The organism is Rhizobium sp. BK418, assembly GCF_004341105.1.
In the GTDB taxonomy this organism is placed as follows: Bacteria; Pseudomonadota; Alphaproteobacteria; order Rhizobiales; family Rhizobiaceae; genus Rhizobium.
The window spans coordinates 992,642-1,005,941 of record NZ_SLZK01000001.1 but is presented as its reverse complement, the minus strand read 5'-3'; the positions used below and the strand labels follow the sequence as shown (position 1 = coordinate 1,005,941).

General features: G+C 61.2%; 16 protein-coding genes. 10 read left to right on the top strand and 6 right to left on the bottom strand.

Translation table 11 applies throughout. The features are described from left to right. The first annotated feature begins 8 nt into the window (after positions 1-8). Together EV281_RS05010 and EV281_RS05005 are read left to right on the top strand one after the other, a co-directional pair. A complete protein-coding gene (locus EV281_RS05010; RefSeq protein WP_132651800.1) occupies positions 9-1,562 on the top strand; it encodes a DUF1800 domain-containing protein in 1,554 nt (517 codons plus the stop codon). A 68-nt stretch (positions 1,563-1,630) separates the two neighbouring features. After that, positions 1,631-2,803, top strand: coding sequence for a DUF1501 domain-containing protein (locus EV281_RS05005; protein WP_132651799.1), 1,173 nt, complete (start codon positions 1,631-1,633; stop codon positions 2,801-2,803). A 140-nt stretch (positions 2,804-2,943) separates the two neighbouring features. On the opposite strand, the gene EV281_RS05000 is transcribed toward EV281_RS05005, so the two are convergent. From EV281_RS05000 to EV281_RS04990, 3 genes are all read right to left on the bottom strand, one after another. Beyond that, complete coding sequence (locus EV281_RS05000) at positions 2,944-3,435, bottom strand: hypothetical protein (RefSeq protein ID WP_132651798.1); 492 nt, start codon at positions 3,433-3,435, stop codon at positions 2,944-2,946. Between the two features lie 273 nt (positions 3,436-3,708). Next, complete coding sequence (locus EV281_RS04995; RefSeq protein ID WP_132651797.1) at positions 3,709-4,290, bottom strand: hypothetical protein; 582 nt, start codon at positions 4,288-4,290, stop codon at positions 3,709-3,711. Positions 4,291-4,294: 4 nt separating this feature from the next. Beyond that, the gene (locus EV281_RS04990) at positions 4,295-4,681 is read right to left on the bottom strand and encodes an acyl-CoA thioesterase (RefSeq protein WP_132651796.1); all 387 of its coding nucleotides are present in this window, start codon (positions 4,679-4,681) and stop codon (positions 4,295-4,297) included. A gap of 298 nt (positions 4,682-4,979) precedes the next feature. Between EV281_RS04990 and EV281_RS04985 the strand changes: the two genes are divergently transcribed. The 4 genes from EV281_RS04985 (at position 4,980) to EV281_RS04970 (ending at position 9,795) form a co-directional block, all read left to right on the top strand. Continuing rightward, the gene (locus tag EV281_RS04985; RefSeq protein ID WP_132652014.1) at positions 4,980-6,800 is read left to right on the top strand and encodes a methyl-accepting chemotaxis protein; all 1,821 of its coding nucleotides are present in this window, start codon (positions 4,980-4,982) and stop codon (positions 6,798-6,800) included. A 242-nt stretch (positions 6,801-7,042) separates the two neighbouring features. Beyond that, positions 7,043-8,392, top strand: coding sequence for an extensin family protein (locus EV281_RS04980; RefSeq protein ID WP_132651795.1), 1,350 nt, complete (start codon positions 7,043-7,045; stop codon positions 8,390-8,392). A 358-nt stretch (positions 8,393-8,750) separates the two neighbouring features. Further along, a complete protein-coding gene (locus tag EV281_RS04975) occupies positions 8,751-9,134 on the top strand; it encodes a response regulator (protein WP_132651794.1) in 384 nt (127 codons plus the stop codon). A 166-nt stretch (positions 9,135-9,300) separates the two neighbouring features. Next, the gene (locus EV281_RS04970; protein ID WP_132651793.1) at positions 9,301-9,795 is read left to right on the top strand and encodes a sigma-70 family RNA polymerase sigma factor; all 495 of its coding nucleotides are present in this window, start codon (positions 9,301-9,303) and stop codon (positions 9,793-9,795) included. 26 nt (positions 9,796-9,821) lie between these two features. On the opposite strand, the gene EV281_RS04965 is transcribed toward EV281_RS04970, so the two are convergent. Then, positions 9,822-10,553 carry a Crp/Fnr family transcriptional regulator gene (locus tag EV281_RS04965; RefSeq protein ID WP_245508215.1) on the bottom strand — a complete coding sequence of 244 codons (732 nt, stop codon included), beginning with the start codon at positions 10,551-10,553 and terminating at the stop codon, positions 9,822-9,824. Positions 10,554-10,742: 189 nt separating this feature from the next. Between EV281_RS04965 and EV281_RS04960 the strand changes: the two genes are divergently transcribed. Beyond that, positions 10,743-10,991 carry a DUF982 domain-containing protein gene (locus EV281_RS04960; RefSeq protein ID WP_132651792.1) on the top strand — a complete coding sequence of 83 codons (249 nt, stop codon included), beginning with the start codon at positions 10,743-10,745 and terminating at the stop codon, positions 10,989-10,991. 6 nt (positions 10,992-10,997) lie between these two features. On the opposite strand, the gene EV281_RS04955 is transcribed toward EV281_RS04960, so the two are convergent. After that, positions 10,998-11,519 carry a DUF1772 domain-containing protein gene (locus EV281_RS04955; protein WP_132651791.1) on the bottom strand — a complete coding sequence of 174 codons (522 nt, stop codon included), beginning with the start codon at positions 11,517-11,519 and terminating at the stop codon, positions 10,998-11,000. After that, entirely contained in the window at positions 11,506-11,682 is a 177-nt protein-coding gene (locus EV281_RS04950) for a peptide ABC transporter permease (RefSeq protein ID WP_132651790.1), read from the bottom strand. The genes EV281_RS04955 and EV281_RS04950 overlap by 14 nt, the downstream gene beginning before the upstream one ends. Positions 11,683-12,115: 433 nt before the next feature. Here EV281_RS04950 and EV281_RS04945 point away from each other — a divergent pair, with 433 nt between their 5' ends. The 3 genes from EV281_RS04945 to EV281_RS04935 all read left to right on the top strand — a co-directional run bounded on the left by EV281_RS04945 (position 12,116) and on the right by EV281_RS04935 (position 13,221). Continuing rightward, complete coding sequence (locus tag EV281_RS04945) at positions 12,116-12,349, top strand: hypothetical protein (protein ID WP_132651789.1); 234 nt, start codon at positions 12,116-12,118, stop codon at positions 12,347-12,349. Positions 12,350-12,356: 7 nt separating this feature from the next. Next, positions 12,357-12,647 (top strand): hypothetical protein, encoded by a 291-nt coding sequence (locus tag EV281_RS04940; RefSeq protein ID WP_132651788.1) that lies wholly within the window; start codon positions 12,357-12,359, stop codon positions 12,645-12,647. A gap of 91 nt (positions 12,648-12,738) precedes the next feature. Continuing rightward, entirely contained in the window at positions 12,739-13,221 is a 483-nt protein-coding gene (locus tag EV281_RS04935) for a GNAT family N-acetyltransferase (RefSeq protein ID WP_132651787.1), read from the top strand. Positions 13,222-13,300 lie beyond the last annotated feature (79 nt).

Genomic DNA, 13,300 nt, shown 5'->3' with positions numbered 1-13,300 from the left:
GAGCGGTCATGAGCCTGTCTTTTCCGACGATGGCGGCGATCCGGTTCGGTTATGGGTTGCGGCCGGGCGAGGCGCCGCTGCAGACCAAGGATGATCTGATCGGGCAGGTGACGCGCGGTGCTGACATCGTGCCGGCCTTTCCGGTCGGCGGGATCGAGGCGCGGCATACGCAGATCCTCGATCTGCAGGACAGGCTCAGGCAGATCAGACAGGCCGACGGCGACGATCTTGCCCGCCGACAGCAGCGGCGCCTGTTGCAGCGGCGCGCCCAGGTGCTCTTTCAGATGGATGCCAATGCGCGGCTGCTGCAGGCAGTGCTTTCGCCCAATGGTTTCAACGAGCGGCTTGCCACCTTCTGGACGAACCATTTCTCCACCAGTGCGGCAAAGAGCCTGCCGATGCGGCTGATCGTGCCGCTTTACGAGGCCGAGGCGATACGGCCCTATATGGGCGGCAAGTTTGCGACGCTGTTGCGCAGCGCCACCGAACATCCTTCCATGCTGATCTATCTCGATCAGGCGCAGTCGCTAGGCCCGGATTCGAAGGGTGGCATGCGGCGCAACAAGGGGCTCAACGAAAATCTCGGCCGCGAGCTTCTGGAACTGCACACGCTGGGTGCGGGCAGCGGTTACACGCAGGCCGACGTGCGCGCTGCGGCGATGGTGCTGACGGGCTTGACGATCGACCCGAAGGAAATGGAGACGGCCTTTCGCCCGCAGATCTCCGAACCAGGCGAATATCAAGTGCTCGGCGTCAGCTATGGCGGGGCGAAGCGCACGCGCAAGGACTACCTTGCCATGCTCGACGATCTTGCCGCCCATCCGAAGACGGCTGAGCATATCAGCCGCAAGCTTGCGGTGCATTTCATCTCGGACCAGCCGCCGCAGGAGATGATCCAGGTCATGAGCGAGACGTGGAAGAAGACCGATGGCGAACTCTCCGCCGTCTACCGCGCCATGCTCGATCACCCAGCCGCCTGGGCCGACGAAGGCGCCAAGGCGCGCCAGCCTTTCGATTATATCGTCACCGGCTTGCGGGCGCTGAACAGCGGTTCGGGTACGGGCGATGTCGCCGCCTTCATGCAGGCTTATCAGGAGAATGGCGCCACCGGCGACGATGCGACGGCGCAAGCCATGTCACCTGACAAAGACATGGCACCAAACAAGAATGCGGCCCCCGACGCCGATATGCAGGCGATGAAGGCGCCGCCGAGCCCGGACGACGAGGCGCGCATCAAGCGGCGCAAGGCGTTCCAGATGGCGCGCGCGCTCGGGCAGGGCGCTCTTCGCCGCATGGGCCAGCCGACATGGCTGCCGCCGAGCCCGGCCGGTTTCGAGGAGAGTTTTTCGGCCTGGATTACCGCCAGCCAACTCTCGGAGCGGCTTGCCTGGGCCAGGCGCGCCAGCGCCCAGTTCGGTAGGGATGTTGATCCGCGCGAATTCCTGAAGGCGACGCTGGCGGATGCCGCCCGCGACGAGACGATCCGCGTCGTCTCACAGGCGCCGAACAAGATCAGCGGGCTGACGCTGGTTTTGGCGTCTCCCGAATTCAATCGTCGATAGAATCTGTTTTCACGCAATTTCGCACGCAAAACGCTCAAGCATCTGCTGGAATTGCCTAGGAGCCCGCCATGACAGAGTTTACGCTTTCCCGCCGCGGTTTTCTGACATCGGCCTGCTGCCTTGCCGCAGCCCCCATTTTTACGCCGGTTACCTTCGCGGCCATGCCCGGGGACAACCGCTTCGTGACGATCGTACTGCGCGGGGCGATGGACGGGCTCGATCTGGTGCAGCCTTACGGAGATGCCCGTTTTGCCGCCTTGCGGCCGACGCTGTCGCTGACGCCGGACAAGGGGCTCATCGATCTCGACGGGTATTTCGGGCTCAATCCGGCCGCGGCCGATCTGATGCCGCTCTGGAAGGCGAGGGAGCTTGCTTTCGTTCATGCCGTCTCCACGCCCTATCGCGACCAGCGCAGCCATTTCGATGGACAGGACATGCTCGAATCCGGCGGCGAGCATGTGGCCGAGGAAAAGACGGGCTGGCTGAACCGGGCGCTCGCCGTTATTCCGCGTCCGGATGCGAGGAAGGCGATCGACGTCAATACATCCACCGAGCTGATCCTGACCGGGCCGAACAATGTCGATGTCTGGGCCTCCGATTCCAATCTGGGACCGGCCAAGGACGAGATGCAGTTTCTCATGCGGCTCTATGCCGGCGATCCACCCTTTGCGAAGGCGATGGAAGACGCGACCCGCGCCAACAGCGCGTCGATGATGGCCGAACCTTCCGGCCAGCGCGGCGAGAAGATCACCGATGTCGCCGCCCTTGCCGGCAGCATGCTGAAGGGCGACTATCGCATCGCCAGCTTCTCGATCACAGGCTGGGATACGCATGTCGGCCAACGTGGCCAATTCAAGCGGCCAGTGCAGGATCTGGCGCAGGCGATCACGACGCTGAAGGCCACGATGGGCGCCGATCTCTGGTCGAAGACGGTGGTGCTGGCCATGACGGAGTTTGGCCGCACGGTGCGGGAGAACGGTTCTGCCGGCACGGACCACGGCACCGGCGGCTGCGCTGTGCTGGCGGGTGGTGCCGTCAATGGCGGGCGCGTTCTCGGCAAATGGCCGGGGCTTGGCGATGGCGCGCTGCTCGATGACCGCGACCTGATGCCGACGGCGGATGTGCGGGAACTGGCGGCGGCGATGCTTTACCGGCAATTCGATGTGTCTGCCGAGGATCTGACGGGGAAGATTTTCCCGGGACTGAGTTTCGATAGGGGGTCGCAGTTTTTGCGGGGTTGATGAGATGCGCGAGCGGTTTTGGGATGTGACACGGCATCCCCAACCTCCGTCATTCCTGTGACAGGCACAGGAATGACGGAGGAGAGGACGCTGCCTTATCTCAAGCTACGCGACAGGAACAGAATGTTTTCCAACACCGATCAAACAGCCTCATCCTCAACCGCGCCATTCACCTGCAGGCTGTTCAGCACAGAGAGAATGCCCTGCCAGCTCTGATAACCCGATGTCGGATCGCCAGCGCGGCCCTGTGACTCGATGTCGTCCATCGCGTTGCTGGCAATGCCGAGGAAATCCTGCGAGCTATTGTCATAGGCGGATTTTTCAGCGTCCGAGAAAGGGATCAGGCTGCCGTTCGGCCCGACCTTGCCGAGCGGCACGCCGGACAGTTGCAGCTGCAGCACCTGAGCGAGATCGAGATCGCCGGAATCATAGAGATCGCCGGTCAGATCGCGCATTTCGGCCGGTGTCATATGGGTAAAATCGTAGGAGCCGCCTTCTTCGTAGGCCGAGCTATCGGCATCGATAGGCTGGTCGAAATCGTCGAGGCTGTCGGAAAAGGCCGAGCCGGTTGTCGTGCTCTTCTTCTGGGTCGAAAAGATAGAGTAATTCGCGGTGCTTCCATCGACGCGCATTGATAGTCTCCTGATCGGGATCATCCTGATGGGACGGACAATGCTTGCCTGTACTTGCGCGAGGCTGGTCGATGGGTGCGTCTGTTCTTTCAATGTTCCAATGAAGACCCCGCCCCAAACCCCTCCCCACAAGGGGGAGGGGCTTAATCTGCCGCGCCCGCTTTCCAAGTTTCAACGTTTCCATGGGAGAGAGGCGCTGCCCCGAGGTTAGTCCCTCCCCTTGTGGGGAGGGGTTGGGGAGGGCCTTGCGACGGAAAAACCGTTCAAGTGCCTTCAAATCAAATCATAAAGCCGGAAAATCCAGGTGATTTGATAGAGCAGTCCCGCGCTCACGAACACCGCATGAAACCGCCGGTTCGCCGTCCGGGCTGCAACAATGCACAGCACTATATACACCGCATTGCGCAGCGGATATTCCCACCCGAGTGCGGCCAGATACGCCTTGCCCTTCAACAGCGTATCGAGAAAATCCACGACATAGGTCACGGCCAGCATGCCGAAGAACCAGCCGCGCCGCGAGATGTAATATTCCTCGTAGCCGCCGTATTCCTCCAGTGTTGTCGGGAAGAGCAGGACGCAGAGGAAAAAGAACAGACAGCAGAAGCTGATCAGAAAAAGATACACGCCGAAGGAGATGACGGCGAGCGACTGCAGGCGATATTCCCACCACCAGAAATGGATGATGAAGAGGAACATCGAGGCGACCCAGCCGAGATGCACCCAATAGACCCTGAACTTGCCGGGAGACTGTACGATGCCGCCGAGGCCTGTGAGCAGCCGGGCGAGCGAGAGGCCGATCACCATCGACATGACGGTGCGGATATAGACATAGACCTCCGGTGTCGCCGCCTGCATGACGTCACTCCTTCGGGACGACCTTGGGTTTGCCTTCCTCGTCCAGCGCCACCATGATGAAGGTGCCGGCGGTGACCTTTTCCTGCTGGTTATAGCGAGAGCGATGCGCCCAGGCTTCGACCCTGAGCGTGATCGAGGTGCGGCCGACGCGCTCCACATGGGTATAGATGGAAAGCGTATCGCCGATCTTGACCGGCAGTTCGAAAGCCATTTCCTTGACTGCCGCCGTCACCACGCGGCCCCTTGCGCGCTCGGCGGCGCGGATGCCCGATGCCAAGTCCATCTGCGCCATGACCCAGCCGCCGAAAATATCGCCGGCCGGATTGGCGTCTCCCGGCATGGCAAGCGTACGCAAGGTGAGTTCGCCTGTCGGCTTGGCGGCATCGGTCATCAAGGGCTCCTTATCTCGCCGGTGATTCATCTGGAATCACCGTAATGCAAAGGCCAAGCGGTGCGAAGGCCCGTAAAAATCGGATTCGCAGTGGCATTGCGGCCAGAAGGGCGCCTATTGCCTAAAATTTTCATCAAGTGAAATTCCGTTCAGATTCAGTTATTTGATCTTTCTGACGATCCTCGTTCAATTGCCTCACGTAACGTTATTTAATGATATTCTAATCAAGTTTTACCGTCCGGTAAGCGGCTCATATGAGTATTTGATGATTGTCACATATGAGAGCCGCCGGAACCCCATGCGCAACATCAGGATTTCAACTCGCCTCTACGGCCTCGTCGCCTTTGCACTTGCGGTGCTTGCCGCGACGATGACCTTCTTTCTCAACTATTCCTATTCCGAGCTGGAAGCCGAGCGCAAAGCCGGTCTGGCGCAGATGGATGCGACGGCGCTTGCCATCTTCGACAAATATTACAAGCTGGAGCAGGCGGGCACGATGACCCGCGAACAGGCACAGACGGCGGCCAAGGAAGTGATCGCTTCCATGCGTTATGGCAACGGCACCGGCTATTTCTGGATCAACGACATGCATCCCAACATGGTGATGCACCCGGTCAAGCCGGAGCTGAACGGCACGGATCTTTCGCAAAACAAGGATCCGAACGGCAAGTTCCTCTTCGTGGAATTCGTCAACACGGTGAAGGCGAGCGGGCAGGGCTTCGTTGACTATTACTGGCCGAAGCCGGGCGCCGATCAGCCTGTGTTGAAATATTCGCATGTGGCGGGCTTCCAGCCCTGGGGCTGGATCGTCGGCACCGGCGTTTATGCGGACGACCTTGCCGCGCTTTATCGCCAGAATGCGATCTGGGCCGTGGTTCTCTGTCTGCTCGGCGCCGCCGCTACGCTTTCCATCGCCTATGCGATCGTGCATAGCGTCACCGCGCCCGTCGCCCGCCTGAAGGCGGCGATGAATGCGATAGCCGACGAGAATGCTTCCATCGAAATCACAGATGCCGACCGGCGCGACGAGATCGGCCAGATGGCGAAATCACTGATCGTGCTGCGTGATTCCGTCGCCGAGCGCGCCGAGCTGCGCGTCCGCGAAGATGAACGCCAGCGGGAGATCGAGAGCGAGCGGCGCGGCAACGAGGCGAGCCTGCGTTCGTCTTCCGAACGCCAGAGCGCAGCGATGCGGGCGCTTGGGGCCGGCCTCGAGCGGTTGGCTGCCGGCGATCTGACCGTTGTGATCGACGATCTCGGCCAGGATTATGCGAAACTCCGCTCCGACTTCAATGACGCCGTCGATGCACTCAACGGCGTCATCCGCGCGATCGCGGAATCGAGCCATATCGTCAACGACAGCGCCCGAGATATCAGCGAGGCGACGGGCAATCTCTCCAAGCGCACCGAACAGCAGGCCGCCGCACTGGAAGAAACGGCCGCCGCGCTCGATGAGATCACCGCCACGGTCCGCACTGCTTCCGAACGCGCAAACGAGGCACGCAGCATGGTGGCGGAGACGAAAACGAGCGCCGGCAAATCCGGCGAGATCGTCCGCAACGCCGTCTCGGCGATGAGCCGCATCGAAGACTCCTCCAGCCGCATCAACCAGATCATCGGCGTGATCGATGAGATCGCCTTCCAGACTAACCTGCTGGCGCTGAATGCCGGCGTCGAAGCGGCACGTGCCGGCGAAGCGGGCCGCGGCTTTGCGGTCGTGGCGCAGGAGGTGCGTGAACTGGCACAGCGTTCGGCCAATGCCGCCAAGGAAATCAAGGCGCTGATTTCGAGCTCGGCTGCCGAAGTCGAGGGCGGCGTGGCACTGGTGCGCTCCACCGGTGACGCGCTGGTCGAGATCGAGGCGCTGGTCAACCGGGTCAATGCTCATGTCGATTCCATTGCAACGGCCGCCCGCGAACAGGCGACCGGGCTGCAGGAGATCAACACTTCGGTCAACCATATGGACCAGATGACCCAGCAGAATGCGGCAATGGTGGAAGAGACGACCGCTGCCAGCCAGACGCTGGCGGAGGAGAGCCAGCAGTTGCGGGCGCTTCTGTCGAAATTCCGGCTGCGTGGGCAGGCGGGGCAGGATGTGCGATACGGTCGGGCTGCATGACCGCCGTTGATGATCTGACGAAAAAAGGGCCGCGGCAGCGCGGCCCTTTTGTTTTTCCACCGAATTTAGATGAGGCTTCCGGCAGGCGTCTGGTTGCGGGTAATCAGGCGGTGGCTGTTTACCGCCGGAAACAGCGACGCCTCACGCGTAAAGCTTTCATTCACCGTTTTTAATTAAATTTGAATCGAGGTTTTCAGATCACAGGCCGCCCTGAATAAGAATGGAACGCGGAAGCGATAAGTATGGCGTTTGTCTCCCTTCTCCAGCGTACCGCCCTGCCGCTCCTGCTTTCTGCGGCATTGACGACCTGTTCGATCAGCGACGGACTGGTGCCGCCTGAAAATGTCGATAGCAGCACGCGCGTCAGCTCGATTTCACCGGCACGCGGCGGGGCCGCGCGCATGGCGCCGGTCCAGAGCCAGCAGCCCTATCCCGTCACCAGCGCGCCGGTCGGCAATACGCAAGGGCAGATCGACTATCTCAACACGCCGAATCTTGCCGGAACGGGAACGCGGCAATCGGCGCCTATGAGCACGCAGCAACAGGGGCAGCGGCGCCTGCCGATGATCGACAGCGACGAGGCGCTCGCGCAGCAAGGTCAGCAGCCGGGCCGGCAGGTGGCCTCGAATGGCAATTGGGGCGGCGTGAAGCCACTCGCGATTCCGCAAGGCGGCGTCAATATGGATGAGGAGCTCGGCGCCGGGGCGGGCAATGAGCCGGTCGTCGGGCTGGCGCAGGACGAGCAGCAGCAGATCGCCGAGGGCAATGCCACCGAGCCCGTCGTCGATGGCATCGGCACGGATAGTCCGAGGCAGCTCAACCAGCGATCCATGCCGCAGCCGGTCGCAGCCAGCCAGATGAGCCGCGCGCCTATGCGGGCAGCCGGCAATCGCGCCCAGACCTGGAGTGATGGCAGCCCGGTCGTGGCGCCGGCGCGTGTGCCTGAAGAGGATGAGCCGGAACAGGTCGCCATGCTCAGGCCGAACAATCCCATGATGAGCGAGCCGGCGGCCCCCGTCGACCCCAGCGTCATGCCGGCCTCCGAGCTTGCCTGCCGGCGTGAGCTGAAGCGCATGGGCGTGATCTTCGAGGACCGGCCGCCGATCTCCAACGGTCCGGCCTGCCAGGTGCCTTATCCTGTGTCGCTGAAAGGCCTTTCCGGCAATATCGGCGTCAAGCCGGCAGTGACGCTGAACTGTCAGGTGACGCTCGCCTTCGCCAAATGGGTGAAGAACGAGCTCGCCCCCTCGGCCCGCTTCCGCTACTGGACCGGCATCCAGACCATCGAGCCGCTCGGCGGCTACTCCTGCCGGCGCATGAACAACAGCCTGCAGAGATACAATCCGATTTCCGAACATGCGAAGGGCAATGCGATCGATGTCGGCAAGTTCGTGCTGAAGGACGGACATGAGATCGACGTGCGCAAGAAGGGGCTGTTCTCCTTCCGTGAAGGCCGGCTGCTGAAGGCGGTGCGCAGCGACAGTTGCGCCTATTTCACGACCGTGCTCGGCCCGGGCTACAATCCGGAGCACTGGAACCATTTCCACTTCGATCTGATGTCGCGCCGAGGCGGGAAGACTGTCTGCAAGTAGGCCGTATCAAGGGAAGCTATCAGTTACCTCGATCATTGATTGCCGGCGTAGATCAATTGATATTCTCAGAGCGTCTCGACATGACCGGCATCTTCCTCCGCTCGTCGGCTTTCCAGGCACCGGCAAGTTCACCATTGCCAAAAACCTGAGCCCGCTGTTTCGGCTGGCGGCCAGCTGAACGTAATGTGCGTGCCGGCAGTTCAACCAGGCTTGCCATCGTCGTCATGGCGAAAGAGACCGCTTTTATCCGTCCGCCGCGGCCGGCCGGATATCCAGAGATCTAGCGCCGGAAACAATTGGTGCGGTGAGCAGTTAGGACACGCAACCTGGTCCCGGGATCAGGTGATTGCGGGGATGGATGGAGATCGGCGACCTCGGGCTCCTGGCGGAAAAGCATCTGCTCATCGTGGAAGGCGGCAATCTAATCGCCGACGCAGTGCGGCTTGCTCTGGAGCGGGCCGGGGTCATTATCGTCGGGCCTGCGTCATCGGTTGAAATCGGGCTGGCGCTATTGGAAATTGCCAGGATCGATGGCGCCATTATGGATATCCGCATCGAAGCCGAAACGGTGTTTTCGCTCGTCGAGCGGCTGCAGGATGCGAGGATTCCCTTTGTTTTCGCTATATCGCACGCCGATGCTGATGTTGCCACGTCATACGGCGGGTACCGGCTGAGCGAGAGTCCCGCCGCCCTGGCCGAGATCGCCAGGGCGCTCTTTGGGCCGCCCGAGGACGCCGGCTAAGACCGGTCATTCAGATCCCGCATACCTGCCGATTGTGCGATATCGTACCAAGGCCTCTGTTTATGGAACGAACAGAAGGTTGCCCACTTTCCCTGAAGATCGAAGGCCCTCGATATCCGGGGGTCTCAAATCGAGGCCCTCCATATCAGGGTCGGGGAGCTGGGAGATGAAGCATTCCGACGGCATTCTTCAAGAGGAAGTGGTCAATCTCATTCCGGCGCTCAGGGCCTTTGCCCGCACCTTTTATCGCTCGCCCGCAGATGCAGACGATCTCGTGCAGGAAACGCTCGTCAGGGCGCTCGGCAATATCGAGCAGTTCAAGCAGGGTACAAGGATGAAATCCTGGCTGTTCACGATCATGCGCAATGCCTTCTGCACCCGCTTCCGCCTCAGACAGCGCGAGCCGCTTGGCGCGGAGGAATGCGTCTCATTAGAGGGCAGCGTGCCTGCCGATCAGGAATGGCATCTGCGCGGCCATGAGCTGGAAGCTGCTTGTGGACGCCTGCCGGAACCTTATCGCGCCGCCTTCGCTTACATTTTCGTGGATGGACGCTCCTATGAGGAGGCCGCAGTGCATTTCCATTGCCCGATCGGCACCATCAAGAGCCGGGTGAACCGCGCACGCCAGCGCATTGCGCATGACATAGGCTATTATCAGTAGGTGGATCGCGCTGGTCCGAACGAACGCTAAACGGTATCCGGCTGCCTGAGTTCGCCGATCAGACGGCGATATTCCTGCTCGGCGCGACCGTAGGAGTCGCCGGCAAATTCTTCAAGGCCCGTCCGGTCGCGAACAGTGACCATGCTACGCTCCGACCAGATGAGCAGCCTGCCTTCGAGCCCATGCAGCGCGGTGGTGATGCTGGCGCGCCTGACGGACGGCATGAGAGCCAGGAACTCGTGCGTCAGGTCGATACGGTCGCCGTCTATGCGGTCGTGGCACATCAGAATCCAGCGCGCCAGCCGTGGCTCGATGGAATGATTTGCGTTGGCAAGCGCGGTGAAAGCCGTCTGGACGATGAATGTCTGGACATAGCGGTTCAAGAGCCTGCGCAGCGACGGTGCGGCCCTCATGGCTTCCTGCAGCGGCTCCACGGCGATGCGAGAACCGTGCCCTTCCACCTGCATGAAAGCGTCGAAGGACGCCTGCGTGCCGTCGAGGATCGGCATCAGCGGCACGATGCCTTCTCGCCCGACGACGCCAACCTCGCTCGATAGTTTGTCCGCCGACTTCGCGATGATCGAGGCGATGCCGTCTTCGATGAAGTAACAATGTTTCACCAGATCGCCTGATGTGGACAACGCGAGGCCGCGGGGCAGGGCAAACGGCTCCAGGTGTGGGGCCAGATGCCGTCTCGCCTCGTCGTCCATCCTTCCGAGCAATATATTATGGCCCGTTGCGTAGAAGGTCTTGTCCACGATTTTCCTCTTCGTGAAACAGACGCGGAGAACAGCATATAGTTCCCGGTTGCGATCGATTTCGGTGGGCGATCCTGCGGCTCCGGCCTGTCACCAAATGGTGATCCTGGTTGGGACATTCTGCGGGAACTTTGTGCTGATCTTCGCGTTTGGCGAAACGATCGATACCGGGCGGCGGCGCTATTCATCATGCCAGATTGGACAACACCCCTGCAAATCCGGCTCCCAGGCCAGGAGAGCCTCATCACCGTGCGTGGAACGGGCCACGCGGCAGCGCTTCTCGCCGAAAAATGGCCCGTTACCCACGGTCTTGCCTTCGAGCGTGCGCTCGCTTCTTTTGCTGCCGTCACGGAAGGCCAGCTTCGGCCCGACGAGGCGCGGGAAGCCTTCATCGATGCGGCGGATGCCGCCGGCGTCCGCTGGTTGAGCGATGCCTGATCGCCGTCATGCGTCATGCCGCTGGGGCATGAGCAACGCCGCCGTGAGGAACAGGAAGCCGAATCCCTTCAGCGCCGCCACCACCATGTGACCCGTTTCCCAGCGGTGCCGCACCGCCTCGAAATCCGGGGGCAACGGCCCGGCCGTCCAGAGGGACAGGATGGCGTTCATGGGGGCAACGAGCACGAACCATGCCGTAAGCGCTGCGGCAAAAAGGGCTGTCCCGCAGAGAGCGAGCGCGAAGGCCGGTCGCTCGTCATAAAGCAGGAAGGCAAGCAGGACGCTGCAGAGAATTGCCGCAACATCGACCGGTGCGCCGATGAGGGCGAAATATTCGAACTGGCCGTTGAAGACAGTCGCTTCCCGCCAGAGCTCTGGCGACCAGACTGCAAGCCGCGGGCCAGCTTCCAGAACATGGGCGTAGGATGGGCCGAGGCTGAGGGCGGCGAGAAACAGCGTTGCAATGCCGAGGCCGGGAATGAACCGCTCTTTACCGGATGCGCCTGCGCGAGCTTCACGTAAAGACATAGAGCACCAACCCCAGCAGGACACAGCCGGCAAGGCCGGCGATGAAGATTACGCGCCGCGTTCTCGTCCGCAGGATGATTTCACCGCCGCGCGCATCCTGTGCGGAAAAGACCCTGTCTTCGGTATCACCGCTGTCGGCAGAAGCGGATTTTTCCTCTGTCATGGCCATGCCTTTCCTTTCCCGATCACGACCGAACATTGGGCGCGCTCGCAGGTTCCAGCGCGCAAGGAAAGGATCGGGTGAGGGCAGATCTTTTGGCGTCCTGTCGCTGTTTCGCGGTTGAAAGGACGCCTCAGCAAGGGTTTGCGAGGCAGGGAACCCCATATGGGAAGGGACGGGGCGGGTTCCCTGCCGTCCTGGCGGGCGACGGCGCGGGACGAGCGCCGCCTGCAGGATGTTGCCGAACAACGGTGGAGCAAAAAAGTTTCAAACGCGTATGTTTTTTCTCTCGCCGACGACGGGAGGCGCGCTTGCAGGCCCTGAGCTTGGGTATATGACAGATAGGGAAAAAATTTTTGCGTTCTGCATTTTGCATGGAACTCTCTGGTCCTTCGCGCGTTTGGCAGCATCTTCAAGGAGCGATCGGGAGGAAACAATGCAGCCGAATATCAGAACGGATGCGCCTGACCGCTGGATTGGTGCCGTGGAGCTTGCGATCGTGCAGAAGGCCTTCAACAGGCTTTGTGCAGAGCGGGGTCTGTCGCGCGACTGCAAGGAAGCGCGTGAACTCGCTCGTGTAACCATCGACCTTTACCGGCAGGGCGCCGACAGCGAATACAAGCTGCACACCATGCTGTCAGGTTCCGATTTCAAGACACCGGCCCTGTGAGGGGTGAATGGGCAATATCGTCACATTTCCGCGCCGAAACCTGCGGACGCCACGGCCATCTTATGTCGGCTCGGCAAGGCAGGTAGAAGGAAGGATCGCCATTCTGGAGACGATCGCGAAGATCACCGTTCGCGACAGCGCCTTCACTCCCTATGAACAGGCGGCGCTGCTGGCAAAGCTGAGGACCGCCATCCGGTCTGAATGCGTTACCCATAAGCTGTCGCCGGAAGAGCAGTTCGAAACGATCCGCTATGCCGAGCGGCTTCTCCACGATATCCTCGATAGCCTCAACGACTGAACAACTCCTTCCACGCCGTCTTATTTCGTCCTGACGCTTGCGGGTGCCATTGCAGTTGCGGAGCGCCATCGGCTCATGCAAACATGCGGCCATGCTGATCCGACCTGCCAGAGCGGAAGACCGCAGCGCCATCTGGATGATCCTGGAGCCTGTCATCCGGGCAGGCGAAACCTATACGCTCGATCGCGACATGAGCGAGGCCGATGCGCTCGACTATTGGCTCGGCGCAGACAAGGAAACCTTTGTCGCCGATGACGGCGGCAGCATCATCGGCACCTATTATATCAGGGCCAATCAGGCGGGTGGCGGCGATCATGTCTGCAATTGCGGCTATATGACCGCGCCGGCAGCAGCGGGGCAGGGTGTCGCGCGCATCATGCATCAGCACTCGCTTGCCCATGCCCGCCAGCGGGGCTTCCGGGCCATGCAGTTCAATTTCGTCGTCAGTTCCAACGAGCGAGCGGTGCGGCTCTGGCAATCGCTCGATTTTCAGGTGGTCGGCCGGCTTCCGGGAGCGTTTCGGCATCCGACGCTCGGATTTGTCGATGCGCTTGTGATGTTCAGGGAACTATAGGGTGCTGAGTTAAGGCCCGCCCCACAACGGGAAGGGCTTAACCTGCCGCACCTGCTTTCTAAATCCTCGACGTTTCAGG